General features: G+C 62.7%; 20 protein-coding genes and 2 pseudogenes. 18 read left to right on the forward strand and 4 right to left on the reverse strand.

Annotated features, from left to right (window positions below):
• Nucleotides 1–8: 8 nt before the first annotated feature.
• The 4 genes from AB0H22_RS12985 (at nt 9) to AB0H22_RS13000 (ending at nt 6,514) form a co-directional block, all read left to right on the forward strand.
• Nucleotides 9–1,214: an FAD-dependent monooxygenase gene (locus AB0H22_RS12985; RefSeq protein WP_358146838.1), complete on the forward strand. Its 1,206-nt coding sequence runs from the start codon at nt 9–11 to the stop codon at nt 1,212–1,214.
• Complete coding sequence (locus AB0H22_RS12990) at nt 1,215–3,155, forward strand: FAD/NAD(P)-binding protein (RefSeq protein ID WP_358146839.1); 1,941 nt, start codon at nt 1,215–1,217, stop codon at nt 3,153–3,155.
• Entirely contained in the window at nt 3,152–4,534 is a 1,383-nt protein-coding gene (locus AB0H22_RS12995; RefSeq protein WP_180750576.1) for a lyase family protein, read from the forward strand. The genes AB0H22_RS12990 and AB0H22_RS12995 overlap by 4 nt, the downstream gene beginning before the upstream one ends.
• Before the next feature lie 252 nt (nt 4,535–4,786).
• Complete coding sequence (locus AB0H22_RS13000) at nt 4,787–6,514, forward strand: helix-turn-helix domain-containing protein (RefSeq protein ID WP_180750837.1); 1,728 nt, start codon at nt 4,787–4,789, stop codon at nt 6,512–6,514.
• Here the strand turns inward: AB0H22_RS13000 and AB0H22_RS13005 are convergent.
• Entirely contained in the window at nt 6,410–7,684 is a 1,275-nt protein-coding gene (locus AB0H22_RS13005) for a transposase (RefSeq protein WP_180750577.1), read from the reverse strand. The genes AB0H22_RS13000 and AB0H22_RS13005 overlap by 105 nt on opposite strands.
• 314 nt (nt 7,685–7,998) lie before the next feature.
• Between AB0H22_RS13005 and AB0H22_RS13010 the strand changes: the two genes are divergently transcribed.
• From AB0H22_RS13010 to AB0H22_RS13070, 13 genes and pseudogenes are all read left to right on the forward strand, one after another.
• Nucleotides 7,999–9,624, forward strand: a complete 1,626-nt coding sequence (locus tag AB0H22_RS13010) for a carboxylesterase family protein (RefSeq protein WP_358146840.1) — start codon at nt 7,999–8,001, stop codon at nt 9,622–9,624.
• Nucleotides 9,625–9,640: 16 nt separating this feature from the next.
• Nucleotides 9,641–10,828, forward strand: coding sequence for a 3-deoxy-7-phosphoheptulonate synthase (locus AB0H22_RS13015; RefSeq protein WP_180750579.1), 1,188 nt, complete (start codon nt 9,641–9,643; stop codon nt 10,826–10,828).
• On the forward strand, nt 10,822–11,580 hold the full coding sequence (locus tag AB0H22_RS13020) for an SDR family NAD(P)-dependent oxidoreductase (protein WP_358146841.1): 759 nt from the start codon (nt 10,822–10,824) through the stop codon (nt 11,578–11,580). The genes AB0H22_RS13015 and AB0H22_RS13020 overlap by 7 nt, the downstream gene beginning before the upstream one ends.
• Before the next feature lie 3 nt (nt 11,581–11,583).
• Complete coding sequence (locus AB0H22_RS13025; protein ID WP_180750581.1) at nt 11,584–12,219, forward strand: isochorismatase family protein; 636 nt, start codon at nt 11,584–11,586, stop codon at nt 12,217–12,219.
• Nucleotides 12,216–14,072, forward strand: a complete 1,857-nt coding sequence (locus tag AB0H22_RS13030; RefSeq protein WP_180750582.1) for an anthranilate synthase family protein — start codon at nt 12,216–12,218, stop codon at nt 14,070–14,072. The genes AB0H22_RS13025 and AB0H22_RS13030 overlap by 4 nt, the downstream gene beginning before the upstream one ends.
• 5 nt (nt 14,073–14,077) lie before the next feature.
• Nucleotides 14,078–15,025 (forward strand): amidohydrolase family protein, encoded by a 948-nt coding sequence (locus tag AB0H22_RS13035; RefSeq protein ID WP_358147036.1) that lies wholly within the window; start codon nt 14,078–14,080, stop codon nt 15,023–15,025.
• Nucleotides 15,026–15,079: 54 nt separating this feature from the next.
• Nucleotides 15,080–16,246: pseudogene (locus tag AB0H22_RS13040) on the forward strand (HNH endonuclease signature motif containing protein); the annotation flags it as partial.
• Nucleotides 16,247–17,332: 1,086 nt separating this feature from the next.
• A complete protein-coding gene (locus AB0H22_RS13045; protein WP_358146842.1) occupies nt 17,333–18,388 on the forward strand; it encodes a hypothetical protein in 1,056 nt (351 codons plus the stop codon).
• A gap of 279 nt (nt 18,389–18,667) precedes the next feature.
• Complete coding sequence (locus AB0H22_RS13050; protein ID WP_358146843.1) at nt 18,668–18,949, forward strand: WXG100 family type VII secretion target; 282 nt, start codon at nt 18,668–18,670, stop codon at nt 18,947–18,949.
• Nucleotides 18,949–19,242: a WXG100 family type VII secretion target gene (locus tag AB0H22_RS13055; protein WP_358146844.1), complete on the forward strand. Its 294-nt coding sequence runs from the start codon at nt 18,949–18,951 to the stop codon at nt 19,240–19,242. Before AB0H22_RS13050 ends, AB0H22_RS13055 begins: the two co-directional genes overlap by 1 nt.
• A gap of 43 nt (nt 19,243–19,285) precedes the next feature.
• Nucleotides 19,286–21,619: a hypothetical protein gene (locus AB0H22_RS13060; protein WP_358146845.1), complete on the forward strand. Its 2,334-nt coding sequence runs from the start codon at nt 19,286–19,288 to the stop codon at nt 21,617–21,619.
• Nucleotides 21,620–21,624: 5 nt separating this feature from the next.
• A complete protein-coding gene (locus tag AB0H22_RS13065) occupies nt 21,625–22,272 on the forward strand; it encodes a GAD-like domain-containing protein (protein ID WP_358146846.1) in 648 nt (215 codons plus the stop codon).
• Nucleotides 22,273–22,369: 97 nt separating this feature from the next.
• On the forward strand, nt 22,370–22,807 hold the full coding sequence (locus AB0H22_RS13070) for a hypothetical protein (protein WP_358146847.1): 438 nt from the start codon (nt 22,370–22,372) through the stop codon (nt 22,805–22,807).
• A 9-nt stretch (nt 22,808–22,816) separates the two neighbouring features.
• On the opposite strand, the pseudogene AB0H22_RS13075 reads toward AB0H22_RS13070, so the two are convergent.
• Nucleotides 22,817–22,927, reverse strand: a pseudogene (locus AB0H22_RS13075) (DUF3349 domain-containing protein); the annotation flags it as partial.
• Nucleotides 22,928–23,129: 202 nt separating this feature from the next.
• Here AB0H22_RS13075 and phoU point away from each other — a divergent pair.
• A complete protein-coding gene (gene phoU / locus AB0H22_RS13080) occupies nt 23,130–23,789 on the forward strand; it encodes a phosphate signaling complex protein PhoU (protein WP_358146848.1) in 660 nt (219 codons plus the stop codon).
• 390 nt (nt 23,790–24,179) lie between these two features.
• On the opposite strand, the gene AB0H22_RS13085 is transcribed toward phoU, so the two are convergent.
• Nucleotides 24,180–24,983, reverse strand: coding sequence for an inositol monophosphatase family protein (locus tag AB0H22_RS13085; protein ID WP_358146849.1), 804 nt, complete (start codon nt 24,981–24,983; stop codon nt 24,180–24,182).
• Nucleotides 24,980–25,795, reverse strand: a complete 816-nt coding sequence (locus tag AB0H22_RS13090) for a DUF5919 domain-containing protein (protein ID WP_358146850.1) — start codon at nt 25,793–25,795, stop codon at nt 24,980–24,982. The genes AB0H22_RS13085 and AB0H22_RS13090 overlap by 4 nt, the downstream gene beginning before the upstream one ends.
• Nucleotides 25,796–26,015 lie beyond the last annotated feature (220 nt).

Raw genomic sequence — 26,015 nt, forward strand, 5'->3', positions numbered from 1 at the left:
GGCCGGTGATGTCACGGCTCATCGTCGTCGGCGGCGGTATCGGCGGACTTGCCATCGCATTGAGTGCCGCCTCATCGGGAAACGATGTCGTCGTGCTGGAGCGGGCACGTGAGTTCGCCGAGATCGGCGCAGGTATCCAGCTTGCCCCCAATGGATTACACGCTCTCAACCTGCTCGGTGTGGGGGACAAGATCGACGCCATCGGAGTTCAGGTGGATTCGCTGCGTTTGTTCGACGCCACCGCGGACCGATTGATCAACACCATGAGTCTGGGAGTGGATTACCAGCAGCGGTTCGACAGTCCCTACCTGGTGGTGCATCGTGCTGAGCTGCATCGCATCCTGGTCGAAGCGTGCGCCTCGGATGACCGCATCGAACTCCGCAGCCGTAGTGAGGTATTCGGATACCAACAGGATCCAAGCGGTGTGCGGGCGGTGCTTGCCGACGGCGCCAGCGTGGAAGCCGACGGCCTCGTCGGGGCCGACGGCATCAACTCGATAATTCGACGGACCCTACTTGCTGACGGTGAACCGCGGGTCGCCGGGATCACGGTGTATCGCACCACAGTGCCCATCGACCAGGTCGACGCGAGCCTGCAATCCAATTCGGTCACCTGGTGGACCGGTCCTGGCTGCCATCTGGTGACGTACCCCATTGCTGGTGGGGCGCTGCTGAATCTGGCGGCGAGCCGCACCGACGGTGTCACACAGGCGTTCTCGGGAGTGTCGGTGAGTAGGGCGCGGGTGCTCTGCGAGTTGGCACCGTTGCGCGGGACGGCCCGCAGTCTGCTTGAGCTGGGCGAGAACTGGAGGTCGTGGGCGCTTGTCGATCGCGATCCGGTGCGGCAGTGGTCCGATGGTCGCGTCGTACTACTGGGCGACGCGGCGCACCCCATGCTGCACTACGCGGCACAGGGTGCCAGCCAGGCACTCGAAGATGCTGTGGTCCTCGGCGCGGTCATCGGTGCCGATCCCGACCACATCCCCGGCAGGTTCAGCAGATATGTCGCGGGGCGGCGGGACCGTACCGCCGATGTGACTCTGGCTGCCCGCGACAGCATCCGCATCTGGCACTCGGCCGGGGACGCGGCCGTCGAACGGAACGAGAAGTTGGGTGCGATGAGCGATGCCGATCTGCACGAGGCGTTGGCCTGGATGCACGGAGACAACGATTTCGGGCTGGCCTCGGTGACGTCGGCCGCGGGGGTGCGGTAGATGTCTGACCATCAGGTTTGCATTATCGGTGCGGGACCACGCGGCCTGGCGGTGCTGGAGCGGCTCTGCGCCAACGAACGCCATGCACCCAGCGCGGAGCGAATCGTCGTGCATGTCGTGGATCCCTACTCCCCGGGCGCCGGATCGGTATGGCGCACGGATCAGTCGTGGCACCTGTTGATGAACACCGTCGCATCGCAGATCACCGTGTTCACCGACGACAGCGTGGCCATCGAAGGGCCAATAGAACCGGGGCCGACACTCTACGAGTGGGCGCAAAGCCTTGCCTTGCTGGGCGATCCATCTCGCAGCGGAGAGAAGGCCATCGCCGAGGCACGCGCACTGCAATCCAACTCATACCCGACGCGTGCACTCTATGGGCATTACCTCAGCGACAGTTTCGCGCGCGTGGTCGGGTGGGCGCCCGATCATATGACTGTTCACGTCCACCGCTCTCGTGCGGTGGCGTTGGCGGACACTCATGGTGATATCGATGGGCCGCAGGGAGTTCGGCTGGAGAACGGAACCCGATTACATGATCTCAACGCCGTCATTCTCGCCATCGGGCATGTGCCCGCAGGTCTGCGTCCCGGCGAGGCGCGTGCAGCCTCCCTTGCCCGTATCCACGGACTGACGTACGTCACGCCCGCGAACCCCGCCGATATCGACCTGTCCGCCATCAAACCGGGTGAGCCCGTGGCCGTTCGGGGGTTGGGTCTGAACTTCTTCGATTACATGGCCTTGCTGACGGCGGGGCGCGGCGGAAAATTCCTCCGGGATAGCGGGGAAGAAGGCGCGCGCCTGGTGTACCACCCCTCGGGGCAGGAGCCCGTTCTGTACGCGAGTTCACGGCGTGGCATCCCCTACCACGCACGCGGTGAGAACCAGAAGGGATCCTCGGGTCGCTACTTCCCGCGGTTGCTCACGGCAGAGCACATCGCTCAGCTCCGGGAGGACCTGGGCGGTCTGCTGCAGTTCCGCCGCGACCTCTGGCCGCTCATCGCACGCGAGGTGGAATGCGTTTATTACGAACGACATTTGACACAGCGCGGGATGCTGGTGGAGGAGTTCGCCGCGCGGTACCTCAACGCCGACGAGGGCGACCTGCCAACGGTGCTATCGGATCACCAGCTGCTGGACATCCTGTGGGAATGGGACGATCTGGACCGTCCGTGGGGCGATCGCGAGTTCAGCGACCCCGCCGATTTCACTGCATGGATGCTCGAGCATCTCCGCGCCGATGTGGTCATGGCACGCGAGGGCAATGTCGACGGTCCGGTGAAGGCCGCGCTGGACGTGTTGCGGGACCTGCGCAATGAGATCCGACTTGCGGTGGACCACGGTGGGCTGGACGGGAAGTCGTACCGGGACGAGCTGGAGGGCTGGTACACGCCGTTGAACGCCTTTCTGTCCATCGGCCCGCCGGCCCAGCGGATCGAGGAGATCATCGCCCTGGTAGAGGCCGGGGTTATGCATTTGGTGGGTCCGCGGATGCAGGTGCGTTTCGACACCCATGAGCCGGCCGTTGTCGTGGAGTCGCCACTCGTCCCGGGATCGGCCATCAGGACGCGCAGCCTCATCGAGGCGCGATTGCATGAACCCGATCTGCGCCGCAGCAGCGACCCACTGCTGATCTTTCTGCAGGAGACCGGTCAATGCCGACCGTATGAGATTCGTACCGACGATCACAATGCCTATCAAACAAAGGGATTGGCCGTCACGGAGCGCCCGTACCGGTTGATCGGCGCCGACGGGAGAGTTCATCCACGCCGGTTCGCCTACGGGGTGCCCACCGAATCCGTGCATTGGGTCACCGCGGCGGGAATCAGGCCGGGGGTTGATTCGGTGACGCTGGGCGATGCCGATGCTATCGCTCGTGCCGCGTTGGCGAGTGCACCGCGACCGGCCGCGGATGTGGGTGATCGCGGGGTGTTGTTGTGACCGGTTTCCTGGAGACCGGACTGCTCTCACCGGTCAGTGCCGGCACCGTCGCCGAGGCAGAACTGACCGATGCCGCCTGGCTGCAGGCGATGCTCGACGCCGAGGTCGCGTTGGCGGCCGCGCAGGCGGATATCGGCGTCCTACCCAGGGCCGCAGCGGATGTCATCGCCAAGGCCGCGGCCGCACACGATATCGACATCCGCACAGTGGCGTTGTCTGCGCGGGAGACCGCTAACCCCGTCGTCGGCCTGATCAAGGAACTGACCCGAGTTGTAAGTGAGATCGATTCGAGTGCTGCCGATTACGTGCATCGCGGGTCCACCAGCCAAGACATTCTCGATACCGGGGCGATGATGCTGTCCAAACGGGTGTTGGGGCTCATCGCCACTGATCTGGGTGCGGTGGCCGATGCTCTCGCCGGCCTTGCCGTCGAGCATCGGGGCACCGTCATGGCTGCCCGCACCCTGGCCGTGCAGGCGGTTCCGACGACGTTCGGGCTCAAGGCATCCGGCTGGCGGGAGCTAATTCTGGAGGCGCGCGCACGAGTGCTTACGGTGGCCGGCGCGCTGCCGATATCGCTCGGCGGTGCTGCGGGCACCCTTGCCGGATACCTCGAATACGCCGGCCCGGCTGGCGCTGACCCCGGGGTGTTTGTCGAGGAGCTGAGCGCGGCGTTCGCCCGGAGAACGGGGTTGGTGGCTTCCAGGTTGCCCTGGCACGCCTTGCGTGCCCCGATAGCGGATATCGGCAGCACCACGGCCTTTGTGTCGGGAGCTCTCGGCAAGCTCGCCGTCGATGTTCTCACGTTGAGCCGCACCGAGATCGGCGAGGTGACCGAACCGGCCCCGCCGGGTCGAGGCGTGTCCTCGGCCATGCCACACAAGCGAAATCCGGTGCTGGCAACGATGATTCGGTCGGCCGCCCTACAGGTTCCGGCGCTGAGCACCATTCTGACGCAATCGTTGCTCAGTGAGGACGAGCGGTCGGCGGGCGGTTGGCACGCGGAGTGGTTGGCATTACGGGAATGTCTACGGCTCACCGGTGGTGCGGCAGAGACGGCTGTCGATCTCAGCCGTGGCCTGCAGGTGCACGCGGAACGCATGTCCGGCAACCTTGCGTTGCTCGGTGGACAGCCCTCGGCCGAACGGCTTGCGGCGGCGCTTACCCCGCAGTTGGGCAGGGGGCCTGCGAAGGCCGTCGTTACGGCCGTCGTCGACGACGCCGTCGCACGCGGTGTGAGTTTGCGCGAGGCTAGTCGGTCCCGGCCGGAGATCATCGCATGGTTGAGCGAGACTGATATCAATGAACTGTTGGACCCCGCCACCTATGTAGGAGCCGCAGGTCAGCTCGTTGAGGCGGCCATCACGCACCGTATCTGAGGAGTTCACCTGCGCAAACTTTCGCTCATGTTGAATCTTTGCGAACTGTTCGCGCGTAAGAGTCTTGACGCTGCTGTACCCCACCCATACCGTTGCCACGCATATACAGCAGACGGGTAGTTGGGATTGACTGACATACAGGTGAATGGGGCGCGCGAAGGGGCTCCTAGTGCAGGCCAATCAGCGCTATCTGTGCTGCGGTTACTTGCATCCGGAACGGCTCCCGACGTATTCGAGGCCCGGCTCAAGGAGATGGCCCGTGAGTCCTCGCCGCCATGGCGTGCCGCGGATCTGCATCGCGCGCGCGGATATGCCGAACGTATCTACGGCCTTATCGAAGGACAGAATCAGCGGGAGGCCCGGCTGTCCAGCCTCGTGGGGGTCGGTATCGAACTACTTGGGGGCCACGATATCGACGAGGCGTCGACGACCCTCGTCAAACGTGCGCGGATCATGCTCGACGCCGACTTCTCGTTCATCTCCGTACGCGATGGTGACGGGCCGGATGTGCGGCACCACGTTCGGTATGTCGACGGACCCACCACCGCGATCAACCACGGTCTGTACTTCCCGATCGGCGACGATATCGGCTTGGTAAGTCAGTATCGCCCTGGGCAAGGCCCGGTGTGGACCACGGATTACCCATCCGATACCAGATTTACGCGGGCGAGCGATGGCGATGCCGCTATGCGTTCCGAGGGTGTGCACAGTCTGATGACGATGCCGATGGAGCATGAGGGACGGCACTTCGGAAACTTGTACGTCGGTTCGCGCACGGTCCGTAGCTTTACCGCCGCCGAGCGGTCACTGTTCGCGAGCCTGTGCTCGTTCGCGGGTATCGCCCTGGCGCGCGCCGGCGAATTCTCCAGCAATACAGCACGAATCAAGGAGCTGGAGCGACGCCTAGAGCTGCGGACCATCCTTCTCGATACTGGTGCCGGCCCCGGTGGCATGGACAGCTTCGTCCTCACGGCGGGTGAGCAGCTGGGTGTTGCGATGCGTGTGACGGGCCATGACGGAGCGGAGATCGCTTCGTACAAATGGGAACCAGAGCCGAGTGACGTCCTAGTCACCGCACTGACGGTCGGGGACGAATTCCACGGTGAGCTGTCCGTCGCCAGCCTGGACGACGGACCAGTCTCTGTGTACCCGCTGCAGATTCAGGATCTCGCCACCACCGCCGCGGTGGTGATGTGCGGTGACAATCGGATGTCGCTGTCGGTGGCCCAGCTGCGCAACGACTTGCTGCACGACGTGCTGGACTACCGTCAGCGTGACAGTCGGCTGGTCCAGATTTACGCCCGCCGTTTGGCTTTGGACCTCAACCAGCCACATGTCGTCGTCATCGTCAGGCCAGAACGCGGTGGATTGGATCGTGCGTCGTTGTGGTCTGCCTCATTCGCCTCGCGAGTGGGTGGGCTGCGAGCCACGCAGGATGAAGTGGTGGTGCTGCTCATTCCCGGATCGGATCCGGGGCAGGCCGCCCAGGCGGTATGGGATGAAACGACCGCGCACCTACGCATGCCGGTGACGGTGTCCTCCGCTGGACCGTCGGATCGCGTCGAGTCCATCGAGGAGACGTACCAGGATGCGATGCGTTGCCTGGATGCGATGAGTGCGCTGGGGGCCCTCGGAACAGCAGCTGCCGCAAATGAACTCGGCTTCCTGGGGGTGCTGCTGTCGCGCCATCAGGATGTGGAGGGCTTCGTCAGATCCATGGTCGGACCCGTGATCGACTATGACGCGGAACGAGATACCGATCTGCTCCAGACACTCGACGTGTACTTCACCGTCGGCGCGAGTCCCACTCGTGCCGCGAAGATCTTGCACACCCACCCCAATACCGTGGTGCGTCGCCTCGATCGGGTGAATGAACTACTTGGTAGTGGGTGGCAGGATGCCGAGCGGCTCCTGGACACGCAGCTCGCCATCAAGCTGTGGAAAGTGCGCGGCTCGCTGCTCACCCGCCAGACCGGGTGACACGAGGCAGCCCACCGTCGCGGCGATCGACACGAGGGTGGCGTGTCGGTGCCATCCGGTGAACGAGCGTCCCGCGAAGTCCTGCATACCCATGCGGTTTGCCAGGTGCAGGTATCCCTGTTGCACGTGATCGGCCAGCGCCACCTGGTGCGCCTGAGACGAGGTAGAGAATTCGGGATCGTTGGTCAACCAAAGTTCGGTGCGCGCACGCGGATGGTCCAGGGGAGTCATGCCGACGAGCGTCAACGGCGTGCGTGAGCGCGCCGCAGAGGGGTCGGCCAGCTGAACCTTGGCCACGCTGATCAGATGACGACGCCCCTGGTAGACGTACTGCTCGGTGCGTCGTGATCCCTTAGTGGCCTGCACAATCTGTGCGGCAGGCAGGACGCGCCCAAGGTGGCCGGCGAATGCCGGGTCGACGACCTGCAGTTGCAGGTCGCTGGGCACACGTGTGGTGGTGACCTGATGAGCCAGTGTTCCGAAGACCTGTGCCAGGTCAGCGCCATTGGCGCCGAGCAGGTCGAAGATCACCGGTGCCTTCGAAGGACGGGCCACCCGGGCGAATTCCTGGAACGAGGAGAGCGCGCATCCGCTCACCGACTCCAGCGGGTAGTCATCGGGGATGGACGTCTTGGTCTTCTTCGCCGCGGATTCCAACCAGGGCTGCGATAGGTGCAACCGCCAGCTCACCGGCACCGCGAAACCGTCTGCCGCGAGCCAGACACTGAGGGCCAGTTGTCCGTTAACCGCACGCCCTGCGCGGGGGCAGTAGCGTCGGTCCACGCCCACGGAGTGCACGCCTGCCTTGGGGATCAGCATCGGGGTCACCACCCACGCGGCTGCGTGGTACGCGCTGGTGAGGTAGGCGGTGAGGTCCCGGCGCACCGCCCACCAGTCCCAGGTGGAGCTGTTCACGAAGTGATGCAGGTTCTGCTCACTCACTTCTTTACCCATCGAAGCCGCCATATTCCGGGCGGACTTTCGGCCGCGCACGTTCAGCAGGCCGGTGACGTAGTCCTCGCCCTTGGCACGCTGATCGCAGCGCGGCAGTGATCGCAGCACGTCGGGGCACACCTGCGCGGCCACGGAGGCCATGGCGTCTACGGAACTGACGCGGGGACGCGTATCGAACAGTTCGGTCGCGGCCTGTGCCTTGGTCGCAGATGTCATGTCTCTCGCACCTCAATGAGTTAGCGGATGTTCGATGTCGACCCCAAGGATGGGCGAGACTCGCGCATTGGGCTAGGTATTGGCACCACACAAGTGACGGACTATGCGTGTGCCCCGCTACACCAATCGGGGTGGCTCAATGCAAGATGTCCGATGGGTGAACAACGCTGTGACCTGCCCATCGTTGTACGCAGCCTGAGTGTGTAGGTGGCGCAATGGGGTGCCCAGGGTGCCAACTTGACGGATTGTCTCCGAACTGACGAACTGAATTCGCGATTGTTTGGCGCGCGACGCCGTATCCCGAAGATAGAGAGGTGATCACCCGGCGAGTGTTGCTAGGAACAACCGTGGCATTGGCTGGCTCGGCGGTACTCGCCGGCTGCGGATCACCGGCCCGCGCGGCTGACCCGCAAGTGACCGTCACCGGGGGCGCGATCCGCGGGGAAGCCGCCGGAAAGGTGCATGTGTTCCGCGGCATCCCTTATGCGCAGCCGCCGACCGGGGAGAATCGATTCCGGTCCCCGCGCCCGGTGGCTCCGTGGCGAGACACATTGAACACCAACAAATTTGGATCTGAATTCATTCAGCCAGCCGGTGGCGACCCGGTGCGCCAAGAGGACGCGCTGTATGCCAACGTGTGGACACCGTCGATCGACGGCGCAGCGTTGCTGCCCGTGATCGTCTATATCCACGGCGGCGGCTGGGCTCGCGGAGCGGGCAGTCTTCCCGTCTACGACGGCGCCGCGCTCGCAGAGCGCGCCGGTGCCGTTGTGGTCAACTTCAACTACCGGCTCGGCGCCTTTGGCTTCTGTGGTCATCCCGCTCTCGAAGACCCCGACACCGGTCTGCACACCAACTGGGGTCTGCAGGACCAAATCGCCCTATTGCGCTGGGTTAGCGAGAATGCCAAGGCGTTTGGCGGCGACCCGGGGAACATCACGCTCATCGGGACCTCGGCCGGTGGAGCCAGCACCTGGCAGTTGTCCGTGCATCCGCAGACGCGGCCGCTGTTGCGCCGGATAGTCAGCATCAGCCCGGCACATGTCTGGAGCCCGTATCTGAGCCTGACGCCAGATGACGCCACCGATGTATTCGATGCCCTGGCTGTAGCCCACGGGGTGCCGGTGAAGAATCTGAAAGACGTACCGGCGGACCGGATACGTGACTGGTGGGTCGCACAGTTCGCCCTGCCGAGGTCGCAGCGCGTGGTCAAAAGCGGACGCCAGTATCGCGGGCCGATTCTCGATCCGGTGCTGCTTCCGGCCTTCGACGTCAATCAACCGATGCCCGACATCCCGGCCATCTCCATCTACACCAGCACGGAGGGATCGTTCTTCACCGGTCCCAAGGCGCCCGACCCGCAACCGCAGCCCACGGATGCCGCCTCACTCCGGGCATCCTTCCGTGACATCCTCGAACAGGGGGTGTCATCCCTATCCGAGGTAACGGTCACTGATGCCGTGGCCGCGTATACGGATTCGGCGAAACAAGACGGCAGGTCGACAGATCCCTTGTCGCTATGGACCGAACTGTGGGGCGACGCTTTGATTCGTTACGACGTCCTCGCGTTCACGCGCCGCGCAGCAGTTGAGCGGCGTGCACCGCTCTACCTGATGGAGTACGCGCACCCGGTGCGGCCACCGTACTTCGGTGTGCCACATGAGTCGACGTCACCTTTCCTCTTCGGCACCTACGCGCATCCGACCAACGTGGCCAAGTTCGGCGACGGGCCGAAGGAGCGCGAAACCTCGGCGGCATTCATCGACCTAGTGGCCGAGTTCGCCCACGGCCGAGCACCGGGCAGCCCGCGACTACCCCGGTGGGATCCTGTCGGGCCCGATCTGCGGCAGCTGGTCTTGCGTGACGGCGCCGGAACCATAACCACTCCTACTAAGGCCAGACAACTGGACGTTTTCGACGCAGTCCAGTGGGGCAAGTGAATCAGATGTCAAACGAATGGAGTTCACCGAAATGACAGCGTCCGCTTCCACTCTCCTGCTCGACACTAGAAATGCTGTGCAACAGCCGAATTGGGAGAACGACGTCCACTTGGAACGCGTGCGCTCCGAACTCAGCGAGCTCCCGGCGCTCATCGGCGCCGACGAGATTCGGACACTACGCACGCTGTTGAGCACGGTCGCGCAGGCCCGGGCCACCATCATCCAGGCGGGCGATTGCGCGGAGGATCCGCAGGAGTCGACGGACGTCCACGTCGCCCGCAAGGTGGCGTTGCTCAACGTGCTGGCCGGGACCATGCGGATGAAGACCCATCGACCGGTGCTTCGCGTTGGACGCATCGGCGGCCAGTACGCCAAGCCGAGGTCCAAACCCACCGAGATGGTCGACGGTGTTGAATTACCCTCTTTTCGTGGCCATCTCGTGAACGGGCCACAGCCGCATCCGGTACACCGGCGCGCCAACCCGGATCGGATGCTCGCCGGCTACTGGGCGGCGAACCGGGTGATGGGACACCTCGGCTGGCGAGTGCCCTCGTCACTGTCGGTGATCGAACCACCGGTATGGACATCGCACGAGGCGTTGTTGCTCGACTACGAGGTGCCACAGCTGCGCCGTGATGGTGAGGGCCGCATGGTGTTGACCTCCACGCATTGGCCATGGATCGGAGACCGCACCCGTCAGCTGGACGGCCCGCATGTCGATTTGTTCTCTCGTATCGCCAATCCGGTTGCCTGCAAGGTGGGCCCGTCGATGACCAGTGATGAACTGCTGGCCCTCTGCGACAAGCTCGATCCCGAGCATGAGAGCGGCCGGCTGACGCTGATCGCTCGGCAGGGCGCATCGAAGGTGCGCTCGGCTCTGCCCGAATTGGTGGCGGCAGTGCGAGATTCCGGACATCCGGTGATCTGGCTGTGCGACCCGCTGCACGCCAATACCGTGTCCACGGACTCGGGGTACAAGACGCGCCACGTCCAGACGGCCATCGACGAGGTGCGCGGATTCCGTGAGGTGCTCGCCGAGGCTGGGGTGCATGCCGGCGGCTTGCACCTGGAGACGACCCCCGATGATGTAACCGAATGCGTTTTCGATGACTCGCTGAACCACGAAGTGGGCCAGCGGTACTCCACGCTGTGCGATCCGCGACTCAACACCGAGCAGGCCGCCGAAGTGGTGTCGGCATGGTAGCGGTGGTCACCGGCGCGGGAGGGGGCGTCGGTTCGCGAGTGGCGATCACGCTGGCCCGACGGGACGAGCGAGTAGTCGCGGTGGATGTCGATGAGGTCGCCATCAAACAACTCGTCGAGTACGCCGCCGATGAGGGCCTGGATATCATCGGGCAAGTTCTCGATATCACCGATGACACCGCGGTGGTCGTGGGGGTCGCGGATATCGAGTCCCGCATCGGACCGATCACGTCTCTGGTGAACGGCGCGGGTGTGTTGAGAACCGGTGCGGCGGTGGAGTTCTCCGATGCCGACTGGGCACTAACCTTTGGCGTCAACGTGCGTGCGCCATTCGTGCTGAGCCGCGAGGTGGCGCGACACATGATTTCGCGACGTGCAGGGTCAATCGTGACGGTCGCTTCCAATGCGGCGTTGGTGGCGCGCAAGGGTATGGCCGCCTATTCCGCGTCCAAGGCAGCCGCCGACGCCTTCACCAAGAGCCTGGGGCTGGAGCTCGCCGAGTACGGAATTCGTTGTAACGTCGTCGCCCCCGGCTCCACCGACACGCCGATGCTGCGCGCCATGCTCGGGGATTCCTCCGACTCCGGATTGGTTGCCGGAAGTCTTGGTGACTTCAAGCCCGGCATCCCTTTGGGGCGCGTGGCCCAACCGCAACACATTGCCGATGCCGTGGCCTTCCTGCTTTCCGACCAAGCCGCCCACATCACCATGCACACGCTGGTGGTCGACGGCGGCGCGACGCTAGGGGTTTGATCAATGACAACTGTTGAACGCGGTATCCCCATCATCGCCGAATATGACCTACCCACCGCTGACCTGCTGCCCGCCAACACGGCGACATGGCAGATCGACCCGGCACGGGCTGTGCTGCTCATTCACGATATGCAGCGTTACTTCCTTGCCCCGCTGCCGGTTTCGTTGCGCGCGCAGCTGGTCAGCAATGTTGCGGCTATTCGTGACCGCTGCGTGGCGGCAGATATCCCGATTGCCTACACCGCGCAGCCCGGCAGCATGACGGAGGAGCAGCGCGGCCTGCTGAAGGACTTCTGGGGCCCCGGGATGCGTGTAGACGAGGAACATCGCCAGATCGTCGATCCGATCGCACCCGAGCCGGGAGACTGGGTCTTCACAAAATGGCGGTACAGCGCCTTCCATCGTTCGGCGCTGCTTGAGCGGATGCACGCGGCAGGGCGGGATCAGCTGGTGATCTGCGGGGTGTACGCGCACGTCGGCGTGCTGATGACTGCGGTGGATGCCTTCACCCAGGACATCGAGACCTTCCTGGTCGCCGATGCGGTCGCCGACTTCGACGACGAATCACATTGGCTGGCACTGGAATATGCGGCACGTCGGTGCGCCGTGCTGACTGTCACGGACGAGGTGCTGACATGAGTGATCTGCTCGGGCGCGTGCTGACCGGCGAGACCGGACCGTTCGCATTGCTGCACCGGCCGGAATCCGGCACGCCCGATACCGTTGACGTATTCACGGGTGAGGTGAGTTCCGTCGAACGGATCGCCGACCTGCCATTGCGTGACACGCGGGTTGGGCACGACCTGCTGGCGTTGGTGCCGTACCGGCAGATCGCCGAGCGGGGGTTCGTGGCACCCGATGACGGCGCTCCGCTGTTGGCGCTTGCGATTGAGCACCAGGAGCTCGTTCCGCTGTCCGAGGTGCTGGACCGTATCCCTGAGCACCCGGTGGTGGTGGGTCACAGCGATTTCGATATCGACGACGAGGAGTACGCGCGCCTGGCATTGGGGATCATCACCGAGGAGATCGGCCAGGGCGCCGGAGCCAACTTCGTGCTCAAGCGAAACCTGCTCGTCCAGCTGCACGACTACTCGATCAACACCGCACTGACCCTGTTTCGCCGGTTGTTGGAGCGGGAGAAGGGGGCGTACTGGACGTTTTTGGTGAGCACCGGGGAGCAGGTATTCATCGGCGCGACCCCCGAACGTCATATCAGCGTGCAGGATTCGTTGGCGGTGATGAACCCGATCAGCGGGACCTATCGGTACGACGCCAACGGCCCGAACCTGGATGCGGTCATGGAGTTTCTTGCCGACACCAAAGAATCCGATGAGCTGTACATGGTGGTCGACGAAGAGCTGAAGATGATGGCTCGTATCTGCCCGGACGGCGGGCAGGTGCAGGGACCGTATCTCAAGGAAATGGCGCGGCTCGCGCATACCGAGTACCTGATTTCCGGTGTGACGAATCGAGATCCGCGCGAGGTCCTGGCTGAGACGATGTTCGCGCCTACTGTGACCGGGAGCCCGTTGGAGAATGCCTGCCGCGTTATCCAACGATACGAACCCAATGGCCGCCGATACTACAGCGGAGTCGCCGCGCTGATCAGTACGGACGACGCCGGTGTGCGGCAATTGGATTCGGCGATCCTGATCCGTACCGCTGAGATTTCCCCGGACGGAGCGCTCACGGCCGGCACCGGAGCCACCATCGTTCGGCACTCCAATCCGGCAAGTGAGGCCGCCGAAACCCGCAGCAAGGCAGCGGGGTTGCTCTCCGCGCTGACGACCCGGCGTGAACTCCGCAGCCATCCCCGTGTGACGGAGGCTCTCGCCAGCCGCAATACCGGGATCGGAGCGTTCTGGCTGGGACATGGCTCTCTCGAAACTGCCACCAGTCTGGTCGGGCGGACCGCGCTGGTCGTCGACGCGGAGGACACGTTCACCTCGATGATCGGATTGCAGCTGCGGGCCTTGGGATTAGAGGTGGAAATCCGTCGTTTCGATGATGACATCGATCCCGGGACGCATGACATCTTGGTGCTCGGCCCCGGTCCGGGTGATCCGACGGCGATCGATGTTCCGAAGATTGCCACCCTGACCGCGTTGACGAAGACAGCTCTCATGCGGCGCATTCCGTTCCTGTCGATCTGCCTGAGCCATCAGGTGCTATGCCGTCAGCTCGGCCTGCCCGTCCAGCGCAGGCAGCAGCCGAATCAGGGAGTGCAGCGGCAGATCAACCTATTCGGAGTCGACCGGCATGTCGGGTTCTACAACACCTTTGCGGCGGTGACGGGCGGTGAGTGGACGGATACCCCGGCGGGCCGGGTGCAGATCAGCTCTGATCCGCTTACGGGTGAGGTTCATGCCTTGCGGGCCAAGCGTTTCGCATCCATTCAGTTCCACGCCGAGTCCATCCTCACTCGGGATGGTGTGGGGATCTTCAGTGAACTGCTGACTCCGTTGGCGACGGGGGTTCCGGTACTAGCATGACGAGTGTGCGCATCGACATTCACGCTCACCTGTGGTCGGACGATTACCTCTCGCTGCTCGACGGGTACGGGCGGGCCGGTACCGATGTCCATCGCGGTCTTGGGGCTGGGGCAGCGATGGCTGACCTTGACGGCCGTTTCGCGTTGATGGATGAGGCAGGTGTCGACCTGCAGATCCTTTCCGCGACACCGGCATCACCGCACTTCGAGGACGAGTCCGTCGCTGTGGACAGCGCGCGGTTTGTCAACGACGAGTACGCGAAGCTCGCGAGTGAGTATCCGGGGCGGTTCAGGGCGTTTGCGTCGTTACCCCTGCCCCACGTTCCGGCCGCGGTGGAGGAGCTGGCCCGTGCGATCGACGATCTCGGCATGTACGGTGCGGCGATCACGACCTCGGTACTCGGGCGGTCCATCGCCGACCCGGTCTTTGATCCGTTGTATGAGGAGCTGAATCGCAGGGGAGCAATCCTTTTCGTGCATCCGGCGGGGTGCGGTGCGGGGTCCTCGCTGATCACCGACCACTCGCTCACCTGGTCCATCGGGGCGCCGATCGAGGACACCATTGCGATCATGCACCTAATCGTCGCGGGGATCCCATCGCGGTATCCGGATATGAAGATCGTGACGTGCCATTTGGGCGGGGCGTTACCCATGGTGTTGGAGCGTGCAAACCGACAGGTCACCGAGTGGGAGGCGACGCATTGTCCGGAAGCACCCAAGGACGCTGCCCGCCGGATCTGGTACGACACAGTGGGGCATGACCACACGCCCGCCTTGCAGGCGGCTGTTGCCTCACTGGGTGCGGACCGGTTGGTGTTCGGGTCAGACTTCCCGTACCAAGGCGGTGCCCGGTACGTCAGCTCCGCGACGTACATCCAGGAGGGCCTGTCGGCAGAGGATGCGTCGTTGATCCTGGATCGAAATGGGGCAGAGCTGTTGGGGCTGAACGGCTAGCTGTTCGGGCCGGCGATGTGTTTGGTTGTCGGTGGGCGCCGTTACCATTCGAACATGAGTTCGATTGCAGTGTTGAAGGGGGCGGCCGCAGGGCTGGTCACTGAGACCTTCGATGAGCTCAGCTGCGCCGATAAGCTGACGGCCTTGGCCGACCTGGAGATGATTCAACGTCAACTTCTGTCTGCCTCGCACATCCTGACCGCGGGAATCGTGACGTACGGCTCGCCGGTGGAATTGGGTGGTATGTCGTATTCGGAGGTGATTGCGCGACGGCTGCATATCGGCAGGGGTGCGGCTCGGCGCCGGATCGCCGACGCGCAGCAACTGGCCCCGCGGCGTGCGTTGACCGGTGAGCGGCTGGCGCCGGTGCTACCGAATGTGGCTGCCGCACTGGGTCGGGGTGAGGTCGGCGAGGAACACGTCCGGATTGTGCGCTCGTTTTTTGATCGGCTGCCGGTGCTGGTCGACATGGCGACCCGGGAGGCCGCCGAGGTGCAGCTGGCCGTGTTGGCGGCCCGGTTCGGTCCCGAATCGTTGCGGATCGCGACCGAGCGGATGATGGCGTTGTTGAATCCCGACGGCGAGTTCTCCGATGTGGATCGCGCCCGGCGCCGCGGGGTGACGATCGGGCGACAGGGTTTCGATGGGATGTCGGCGATCTCGGGTCTGTTGGATCCGGAAACCCGCGCCTACCTCGATGCCGTGTTCTCCAAGCTCGCCGCCCCCGGCATGTGCAACCCCACCGACCAATCACCCCTCGTGGACGGGGAACCCGCACCCGAGGCTGCCGAACAAGATCGCCGCACCAACGCCCAACGCAGCCACGACGCCCTGCGCGCGGTGCTGCGATCCACCCTCGCCTCCGGAGCACTCGGCTCCCACCACGGCTTACCGGTCACCGTCGTGGTGTCGACAACGCTGTCCGAGCTGGAGAACGCGTCAGGGGTGGCGATCACCGGTGGCGGCACCCTGCTACCGATGCGCGATGTGATCCGGATGGCTACTCACGCCCACCACTACCTGAGCATCGTCGACGACGACGGACGACCGTTGTATCTCGGACGCACCAAACGCATCGCATCGGCCGATCAGCGGATCGTGCTGCACGCCAAAGACCGCGGCTGCACCCACCCCGAATGCACTATCCCCGGCTACCTGTGCCAGGTCCACCACATCAACGAATGGGCCACCGGCGGCCCCACCAACATCGACAACCTAACAAGTTATTAATATGACCTCTTGCCGTGCCTGATCGGTGGCGGATACGAGTGGCCGTGGGGATTCCCTGTCGGCAAGCTTTTGGTGCGCGATCGGCTCGCAGCTAGCTCGCCGCCGACACAGAAGTTGCCGTCGCACTTGGGGTACTGGTTGGGCGTGGCATTCGGTCGGGCTCATCGCTGTCGGTTCAGGGTTCCATGCGGTGACGACAGCCTTGGAATTGGATACCCACACTGGGCGCTCTACGTCAGTAACAGCCCAAAGGGCCAAAATGATCGCGATCGCCGCGGTAACACCGACAGCGATCTTCCAACCTGCGAGACGCGCGGGGTAGTGGACTGCGGTGTCTTGTCGCTCTCACGATCATTTAGTTGGCAGCCGGTCGCAACTGGCGTGTCGGCCATTGGGTCCCCTGGTGCCCTGGTTACTTGGTTGCTGCCCCCAACCGTGACGTCGGCGTACAACCCCTACAGCTACGCAACAAGGATTGTTGTCAACTGTCGCGCAGGTCCGCGAGCTGGACCACGACAAATGTAGTGGTGTATTTCAGTCACGTGTATGCGCACACTTGCTGCGTCGAGGTCGCAGCATTCATCATGGCGACATGAATGGGTTTGCTGCTGGGCATCCGCCCGATGATTGCGCCGACATGGTTTGCGTCATCCATAAGCCCAGTGGCCACAACATGGGTGACTGGCCGCAGCGGTGGCGGTCGAACGGTGTTTTGGACCGTATTTGTGTGCACGGGCAGCCCCACCCAGATCCGGATCAATTCGTGTTGTGGGTTGCCCGGGGTTGGGAGAGGTTGGCGGTGCATGAGTGCGATGGCTGCTGCGCGTACGAGGGGTACGTGCAAACAGCCCACAGCGCCGCGGCCGGCATTGAGTCCGAGCTATCTCTGTTGAGAACGGTGCGGGAGGTGCTCGCTAGCCGCGGCGCACCTGATCTTGGGCCCACCGCGCTGGAAGTGATGCTGAGTCATGAACTCAAATACCTGCAAGACTCTGGCGAAGATCGTTAGCGGCTCTGCGTCATTGCACGAGATCGAGCGCGTACCCGGACATGCCGTCCGGATTGGAGAATGTCTGGATGCGTGATGAGCCCGTGATTCCGGCAACGATTGGTCGTGGCAAGTTCGAGGCGGCTGTGGTGGCTGCGCGGATCATTTCGTTGGCCGAGATTGTGATGATGCCTGGGTTCGCCGATCTCAAGATGGAGCAAACCGCCCGGGTGGCGTTCACGCCGAAGAATCTGCAGTGGGTGTCTCGGCATGTGTATTGGATGCAGCGGGGCCGCAGCGCCGCAACGCTACGGGGGGTCAGTCGCGAGTATCAGATCGAGCAGGTGCAGCTAGAGGACAAGGTGCGCGCCGAGTTGCGCCGTGTCATCGCTGCAGCTGCCGCTGGCGACGATCGGTTGCTTAACGAACTGAAGTTTGGGGCGCCGTCGCCGGATTCGGGCCTAGCCAAACTCGATGAGCTGCTTGGCGGCGGGCGAGGTCCTGTCGCGGTGCTGGATTCACCGGTTCCCGATATGGCTGGACCGTTCGGCGAGGTGGCGGCATCGGCTGATCCGGCCGAGCGTGTACAGCTGGCATTGGCACGGTGGAATCCAGATTTTCTGGAGATGATCCCGGGTTTCGCCGACGTACTACGTACCCGGCTTCGTGATGTGCAGGTGTGCTACTGGCACGAGGAAGGCCCGGCACTGCTCTACTTCGTCGAGGCCGCCGACGGTGACATAGTGGTTTGGGTTGGCTGGGATCCACGAACCTTCACCGGGCCGACGCCGCCGTTGTGGCAGACCTTGCCGATGCCGGCCCGTGAGTTTCTCCGTGATGTGCATCCCGGGTTCACCATCCTGGATGGGGAATCGTTTGGGCTGGCCCAACCCTCGTACATGTCCAGTTTCGCGGGCTGGGCGGGCTGGGCGGGCTGTGCCACCGGTATCCCGGACTGGGACCGTCCCGAGGTCATCGCCTCCACCGACATGCTGTGGCTAACCGGCAACGGAGGTGACAGCGCCCTATGTACCTCACCGGATCTAGAAGTGGGCCAGGTGGCGGTGCTCTTCGAAAACGATATCGACATCTCAGAGTTCGGCACCGAACTCGACCAACTCATGCTCCGCCCCCTGCGCTTCTAGATACGCAGCGGCGCAGCACCTCTCCTAGGTGGGGAGGTTCGTTGGTGTATGCGGTGGAAATCGCAGTGCGTCTTGCTCACGGGTCCGCTCGGGCTCTTGCGATGTGCCGATTCGTCCGGTGCTCTGATTGGGGTATTCGGGTTTGCTTAATCTGTTTGGTCGCGTTCTGAGGCATGGCGGTTTTCTGTTTTGCTGTTGTGGTGGCGGGCTGTCGGGCTGGGTGTTAGCGTTCGTTGCTAGTTGGGACTTGTGTTGGCTGTTGAGGAGGGGTGGTGGCGTGTGTCTAAGGATTTGCGGGTTGTTTTGGATGAGTTGAGGCGGGCTGCTCATGAATTGTCCAAGGTGGCCGAGAGGTTGCGGTCGGGGTTGGATCGGGTTGATGGTGATGTGACTGGCGTGGTGGGGGCTACGTGGGCTGGGGGTGCGTCGGAGGAATACAAGAAGGTGTGGCGGCAGTGGGATGAGGGGGCCACATCGGTGGTGTCGGGGTTGTCGGGGTTATCGGGGTGGATGGCGGATATGGCGAACGAGTACCAGCGGGTGGATTCGGTGGATGCGTGATGGGGTCGTTTCGGGTGGATCCAGAGGCGCTGCATGGGCCGGTGGCCGAGATGGAAGATTTTTATGGGTCGTTGAAGGGCTGGATGGGGCAGGCTGAGTCGGCGATGCACAGGCTCTCGGATTCGTGGGATAGCGAGGCGGCGTCGGCGGGGCAGGATGCGTATCACCAGCTAGAGGACGGGGCTGAACGGATACGTGAGGCTCTGTCGCAGTTGAAGGAATTTCTGGATGGCGCACGCCAGGGCTATGCGGCCGCGATTTTGGCAAATAGGAAAATGTGGGGCGCGAGCTAGCAGCACGGGCGCTCGGGCGGGTGAAACTTGTTGGGGATAATTGATGGCATCCATTGAGGTGGATCCCGGGGTATTGGCAGCTTCAGGGTCTGCCCTGAGTGGGGACGCGGCCCAGCTCACTGCGGCACTGACAGCGTTCTCGGGTTCGCTGAAAGGTTTCAACGCCGGTCAGGACACCGCCGGAGTGGTCTTCGGAGCGTCGTATACCCAGAATGCGTCGGCGGTGGCGAAAGCGGCGCTAGAGACGCTGAAGGCCTGCCAGCAGGTGGGGTTCGGGATCCAGATGTCGGCGGCCAGTTATGCGCAGGCTGAGGCGGCTGCGACGGTGAGCCACCCCTCGCCCTCGGTTGCGGCGCCCGCGGAACTGACCGGGAAGGAGCTGTCGGTCAGCATCCCAAGTGCCATGGGGGACGGTATTGCCGCACCGATACTGTGGTCGATTGTCGAACATTTTATCGAGGGATTTTGGCCCAACGGTGACCCGGACGATATACGGGCGGCCGCGCCACCATGGAAGACACTCGGGGAGGCATTGGACCGGGTCGCCGGTCTGATACCGGATGCCAAGCCTGGCGTGACCGCGCAGAATATTCCCGAGAAACAGCAGATGAGCACTGCGGTGGACGATATCGGTACGTCACTGACTTCTTTGGGGCCGATGTGCACCGCCATCTCGGAGCAGCTCACTAAATTCGCCGACGAAGTGGAGAACACCCAGAACGAGGTCCGCGAGCTGCTGAAACGGGTCAGTCCATCGGGAATGCTGGACACTATCGGTGATGCGATCGGTGACCTTTTCTCGGGCGATGATCCATTGAAGGAAATCAAGGAAATCGCCCGTGAAATTATGGCGGTCTTAAGGAATATGGGCCGCCAGGCTGACGCCATGGTCGAAGCCATCGAGTTGGCGATGACGATGCTTGAGGGCCTTGTCAATTCAGTGGAAAAATGGGTGAGCAAGGAATTCCCGGCTGTTGCCCCCATTGTCAATGGGTATATCGATCTTGAATTTGGGATAATCAAAAATATTGTCGGATTGGCTTCGATAATTCCAGCGTTGAATCCTGTGCGGTTTGCCTATAACCCTCAGGGGGCTCTCCAGGCATGGAAAGGCACCGTTGAAGGGCTGTTGATGCTGAACCCCGTATTCCTGGTGACCAAGATTGCGATGGACCCGCACGGCGCTTTGGAGATGGGTAAAGCCCTGATCGACTGGGAAGATCTCAGCGGTGATCACCCCATGCGCGGGGTCGGATACAACCTAGCCACGATCGCAACGTTCTTCATCCCCGGCGTCGGGGAAGCAAGACCGGCCATTTCCGCCGCCGAGGCCGGGAGCCGTGCCGCCCGCTTCGGCAGCGTTTTGGCACGTGCCACAGGGGCAGACACAGCCGCAGCCCTCGTCGAGAAACTAGGGAACCTCTCCAAACTCAGACCAGGTGAATTCCGCCTCAACCCCGGTGAACTCAAACTCGGCGAACTCCCCAAACCCGGCCAACTCCCCCACATCAACCCCGGCGAACTCCCCAAACCCGGCGAACTTCCCAAACCTGGCGCCACACCCAGCGAACTCCCCAAACCTGGCGCCGAAATCCCCGGCACACCCCACGCCGAAACCAAACCCACCGAAGCCCCCCGCACCGACAACTCACCACCAGCAACCGGCGACCACCCGAACACACCTAATGAACACCCAGCTGCACCAGGAGATCAGAACACGCCGGGTACTCACGAAAACCCTCCCGCGGGCCACGACGGTGAACAGATCCTTGACGACGCTCGGGCAGCGCACCGTGCCGAACGTGATCAGATGGACTGGGACAGAGGCGAACAGAACTTACAGGACATCGCCACTCAGCGAGGAGTGCCCGCTGACGAACTACCACGCACACCGCAATACGACGTCGATTCTCCCTCCTACACGGACAAGCACGCCGCCGACCACGCCGCCGAAATCGACCGTCACACCCAGCTATGGGAACACGGCCTCAACACCCAAAGTGTCCAACAAGTCCTCGACAACATGGAAGCTACGCGGCCACCGGTTACAGATCTGCGGGGTACACTTCGTGGCGAGCTGGAATCGCTTTCATATCAAGAGCTTCGCAATGCAGGGTACGGTCCGGCGGAAGCGGAACGCCTGGCGGAGGAGTACGCGAACAAGCAATTCCCCACAGGTTCTGGGCTTATCCCGCAGCCGGTTATCCACAACCCAGACATAAAGTTCGGCGGCTATACCGACGGGCTTACTTATGGTGACTGGCAAGTCAACAACGCGCTTGGTAACTTGACCAAACAGGAGCGGGACGCCTTCAAGGCATGGCTACAAACCCAAGACCCAAACGCAATCGTGAACGTTAGACTCGGTGGGAAGTGAAATTAATGGCCGACGAAGATTTTGAGTACTTCCTCACGAAGTTGCCCCTGTCCACCCCGGGACCCTCATGCACTGAGGGGCACGTGCGTGCCTACACTGGGCTTGTCCCTGACTGCCTGGTCTCGTACTGGCAGGAGTTCGGCTTCTCGGGATTCGGCAATGGGCTCATCTGGCTAGTCGATCCCATCGAGTGGAAGGTCACCGCGGAGGAAGTTCTCCTTGACGCCGTCCAGCACCCGCGCCTGGGAGCGGATGGTCGTTTCATCCCCTTTGCACGCAACGCGTTCGGGAAAGTCTGGTTCTGGACACCTGGCTACGGGGTGTCCCTCATAGTCGAACCCGCCAGGGGATCAGTTTTCTTCGGGTCTCCCGCGATAGGCTCCTCAACCGAAGATCTTGGCGGGGCGATCAAAGCGTTCTTCGCGACAGGAAAGAAAGAGCGCTTTGATTTCTTCGATAACAACGAAGAGGGCATGTTCGACCGGGTCTACGAGCATATAGGGCCGTTGCAGTTCGATGAGGTTTACGGTTTCGCGCCAGGCTTGCGAATTGGCGGCGTTGCGATTGCGGAGAGCACGCACCTGTTCCAGATCCATGTCCACATGGCGTTTCTGCGCGCTGCCATCGGAAACGATTGGTACGTGCTGGGGTGACCCTTCGTGTTGAATGATCTGGCGGAGTCGATAGCTTCACAGTTGTAATTGATTACGGCGCAACGGGGGGTCTACTACCAGGTGGATGGAAGTGGTTATGGGTTTCGAGGAGATGGGGGATGACGAGCTGGTTCGCTGGCTCGGTAGCTGGGTGGGCAACATCTCTGGGACGGTTGTTTTTCCTGTAGCAGGGGGGCAAGAGAGTGCCGGAAAGATAACAGTATCGGTGCACGGCGACTTGGTGAGGCTGGAGCTAACTGAGGCCGCATTGCTTATGCCACCTGATCGGTTAAGCCAGACGATTCAGCATGGATACGTCGATTCATATCGCGAAGCATTGCGGCAAGTTGGTCTGGTATTCGACCGAATGGAGAAGGATCTGCAAAGTAAGCCTATTCTCCTGGGTCGGATCAGGCGGTTAAGAGAAGAACATGCAGGCGGCGATGGATTGCGGAGAATGCTTCGGCGGCAACAAGCACCAGAACAGGAATCTTTTTGGGATCCCGCCGCCGATCCGCTACGTCGCCGTATCTAAGACGGTAATGATTTCATCGTCGGTGAGCCGTCGTGTGAGAAGTGCTAGTAGCGGTATGTAGTCGGTGGCAGGAACATCGTTGGGATACCCGGCGCGCAGGAACTTCACGATCCGGGCCACACTTCGGGCAACGTCGTCTCAACACCTCACGATCAACGCGGGCCGCAGTTCAGCAGAGGGGCGTCGGCAGGTCATACCTGCTGCTCAGGGGACACCAATACCGCCCGTTAGGGGCAGCCCTGCGGTCCTGGGTGAGGAATGGTTCACCGGAGTGTTCACGCAGGGCCGTCGGCGGCGATCCAGGGACGCTTAGGGTGCAGGGATGCGCACGGTCTTTCATGAGCAGCTTGCCGCTTTGAACGCAGGGATTGCCGATGCGTGTGGGCTAGCCGGGCAGGCGATGGAATGTGCCACCGAGGCCCTGCTGCACGCCGATCTGCTGCTGGCCGAGAAGGTGTTCACCCTGCACGATCGCATCGTGTCCGTGGCCTCGCATTCGGAGGTGGACGCGTTCGTGTTGCTGGCTCGTCAGGCGCCGGTGGCCGGGGATCTGCGGGCCGTGGTGGCCGCTCTCAAGAACGTCGCAGATGTGGACCGGATGGCCTCACTAGCGCTGCACGTGGCCAAGACCGCGCGCCGCCGTCATCCCAGCTGTGCGCTACCCGAGGACGTGCGCCCGGTGTTCTCTGAGATGGGTGGTATCGCGGTGGCGATCGGCAACAACACTAAAACTGTTCTGATATCCGGTGATCCAGATAAAGCCGAACAGCTAAGCCGCGACGATGAGGCAATGAACCACCTACATCAGAACCTATTCACGGCCCTGTCCGACCCACAGTGGACGCACGGGACCGCCGCCGCCGTGGATGTGACGCTGCTAGGCCGTTACTACGAACGCTTCGCCGATCACGCCGTCGAGATCGGCCACAGAGTCATCTACCAAGCCACCGGAACAACCACAGCTAGTCGACCCACTTCTTGACACCAGATGCTCCTATCTTTGGGTGCGGGTTTGGCCGATTGGGCCTTAGGGAGATCGCGCGGTTGGGGGCTGTCGTGCTGGTTGGTGCGGAAGCCTTGGATTGTGAGGCCAGAGTTTCTGTCGCAGATTCGGTGTGTGGTGTTGACGGTTGGTGAGACATTGGTTGATGAAGAGCGGATGTGGGCTGATTTGGCGTCTCGTGTGGGCCTGACGCCCTTGATACCAGTAAAGAAAGTTCTCACACAGCAGTTCAGAGGTGGTTCGTCGTTTTTCTATCCGTGGCTGCGGTGGTCTGTTCGGGGGCGTTGGACGGGAGCGCCAGCGGACGGTAGCCGCCCCCGAAATGTTGACGATCGGTGGACGCGGAGTCGATGAACGGTTTGGTCGTGTCTAGCTGATGGTGGTGATGCTGGTTTCGATGATGGCGGCAAGTTGATCGGCGATGCCTGGTGAGGCGGCGATGGTTGCTGCTGATTGGTGGGTGTGGGGGTTGCCGTGGGCGTCGGTGATACGTGCGCCGGCCTCGGCGGCGATGAGTGTTCCTGCTGCGGTGTCCCAGGGTTTGTTGGACATGATGACGCAGGCGTCGATTGCTCCTTGGGCGACGAATGCCAGATCGAGTGTGGCGGCTCCAAACATGCGAATACGTTCGACGCGGGCCGCAAGTGCACCGGTGAGGGCGAGTCGGTGTTGGTTGCGGTCGTCGGCATCTTGGCCGGTGGCGTAGTCGCCCACGGACACAATCGCTTCGTCCAATTGGTTGGTGCCGCTGGCGGCGATGGGGTGGCCGTTTAGGTATGCGCCGCCGTCTTTGGTGGCGTGGTAGGTGCGTTGCAACAGGGGCGCGCGGGTGACGGCGACGACGGGATGGCCGTGGTCCAGCAGGGCAAGAGATACCGCGCACAGGGGTAGGCCGTGTACGAAGTTGGAGGTTCCGTCGATGGGGTCGAGCACCCATAGTCGTTCGGCGGTAGCGGGGTCAGGCTGGTGAGCTGATTCCTCAGCTAGCACCTCGATGTCGGGGGTGGCGCGGGAAAGGTGGGCAATGATTTGGCGTTGGATCTCAAGGTCGGCGTCGGTGACCAGATCGCGGTCACCTTTTTTGTGCACGACCCCTGGATGTGCGGAGGCCAAGATGCCCGCACCCATGGCGGTTGCGTGCCAAGCGGTTTCAAGAAAGTCGCGGTAGCTCATGTGATGGGCTTGCCCCGGTTCCAGTAGTGCTCGAATACGTAGGTGAACACAGACAGCAGCCCTTCGGATTGGTTCTGCTTTTCGATCATAAGGGTCGGCGATTCCATCCCCCGTGCGTGCGGTAGGTAGGTCTGCACGATGCATGTCGCTGCGTCGATGAGGATCAGGTTGAACCGCAGTGGCTCATCGTAGGTGCGCAGGTGCAGGTTTGCGGCGGTCTCGGTCGGTAGCCGGTTCTGGATGCGGCGCAAGGTGGCGATATTGGTTTTGGTCAGCCCGGAGAGCACGTCGGGGCTGTGGTCTTCTTCGGTTTCCCGATCTGCGATGTAGCGGCCTGCCGGGTCAAGAAACAGTGCACGAATTGTGGTGCCGCCCGCCAGTAAGCGGATGATTTCGGTGTCCGGGTAGTGCTGGCACAACAGATTCAGTGATAGCCCGCTGAGACTTATGTCGGTGGCCGGGCCGAATAAGTCATCGAGGCTGACCGCGCGCAGGAAGTCGTTGCGGGTCATGAACACTGCTGTCAGGTCCGCTGTCCTGCTGGTGCTCTCGTCGGCGCCCTCTTGTGGGTCGGCGGGCATCATGATCTCGGGCCAGAGCTGTTCGGGCCGCACCCCCAAGGCGTTGGCGGCGCTGCGGGCGTTCGCTTTCTGCGGGACCGTTTCCCCGGTAAGCCACCTGTTCACTGTTTTCTCATCGCGCCCGACATGGCTGGCGAGCTTGCGTGGTGACATCGATTTGGCCTTCATCATCAAATCGAGGGCCACGTTCGGCACAGCGGCAGGTTTGATCTCCCCCTCGGTGCTCTCCACTGCCTCGTTCCCCTTCCTGAGCATCGGCCTGCCGCGACGACTGGGCCTTGTCAGGATTTTCTCACACCTGCGCGGATTTGCCTGCTGACCTGGGAAATGTTCGAAATGTCCGCCCGAATGTCTCAAATGTCCACGGTCATGTCCGAACTGTCCGAAATGTCTGTCGATATGTCCGAAATGTCCAGCTTTAGTGGTGACAGCGCCCGACCGGGCGTGAACC

Source organism: Mycobacterium sp. NPDC050853, assembly GCF_040653875.1.
In the GTDB taxonomy this organism is placed as follows: Bacteria; Actinomycetota; Actinomycetes; order Mycobacteriales; family Mycobacteriaceae; genus Mycobacterium.

What these genes read in the sequence shown, in the direction of transcription:
- AB0H22_RS12985 (WP_358146838.1), top strand. Translation starts at nt 9, where the DNA reads ATGTCACGGCTCATCGTCGTCGGCGGCGGTATCGGCGGACTTGCCATC.
- AB0H22_RS12990 (WP_358146839.1), top strand. Translation starts at nt 1,215, where the DNA reads ATGTCTGACCATCAGGTTTGCATTATCGGTGCGGGACCACGCGGCCTG.
- AB0H22_RS13000 (WP_180750837.1), top strand. Translation starts at nt 4,787, where the DNA reads ATGGCCCGTGAGTCCTCGCCGCCATGGCGTGCCGCGGATCTGCATCGC.
- AB0H22_RS13005 (WP_180750577.1), bottom strand. Translation starts at nt 7,684, where the DNA reads ATGACATCTGCGACCAAGGCACAGGCCGCGACCGAACTGTTCGATACG.
- AB0H22_RS13015 (WP_180750579.1), top strand. Translation starts at nt 9,641, where the DNA reads ATGGAGTTCACCGAAATGACAGCGTCCGCTTCCACTCTCCTGCTCGAC.
- AB0H22_RS13020 (WP_358146841.1), top strand. Translation starts at nt 10,822, where the DNA reads ATGGTAGCGGTGGTCACCGGCGCGGGAGGGGGCGTCGGTTCGCGAGTG.
- AB0H22_RS13025 (WP_180750581.1), top strand. Translation starts at nt 11,584, where the DNA reads ATGACAACTGTTGAACGCGGTATCCCCATCATCGCCGAATATGACCTA.
- AB0H22_RS13030 (WP_180750582.1), top strand. Translation starts at nt 12,216, where the DNA reads ATGAGTGATCTGCTCGGGCGCGTGCTGACCGGCGAGACCGGACCGTTC.
- AB0H22_RS13045 (WP_358146842.1), top strand. Translation starts at nt 17,333, where the DNA reads ATGCGTGATGAGCCCGTGATTCCGGCAACGATTGGTCGTGGCAAGTTC.
- AB0H22_RS13055 (WP_358146844.1), top strand. Translation starts at nt 18,949, where the DNA reads ATGGGGTCGTTTCGGGTGGATCCAGAGGCGCTGCATGGGCCGGTGGCC.
- AB0H22_RS13060 (WP_358146845.1), top strand. Translation starts at nt 19,286, where the DNA reads ATGGCATCCATTGAGGTGGATCCCGGGGTATTGGCAGCTTCAGGGTCT.
- AB0H22_RS13065 (WP_358146846.1), top strand. Translation starts at nt 21,625, where the DNA reads ATGGCCGACGAAGATTTTGAGTACTTCCTCACGAAGTTGCCCCTGTCC.
- AB0H22_RS13070 (WP_358146847.1), top strand. Translation starts at nt 22,370, where the DNA reads ATGGGTTTCGAGGAGATGGGGGATGACGAGCTGGTTCGCTGGCTCGGT.
- phoU (WP_358146848.1), top strand. Translation starts at nt 23,130, where the DNA reads ATGCGCACGGTCTTTCATGAGCAGCTTGCCGCTTTGAACGCAGGGATT.
- AB0H22_RS13085 (WP_358146849.1), bottom strand. Translation starts at nt 24,983, where the DNA reads ATGAGCTACCGCGACTTTCTTGAAACCGCTTGGCACGCAACCGCCATG.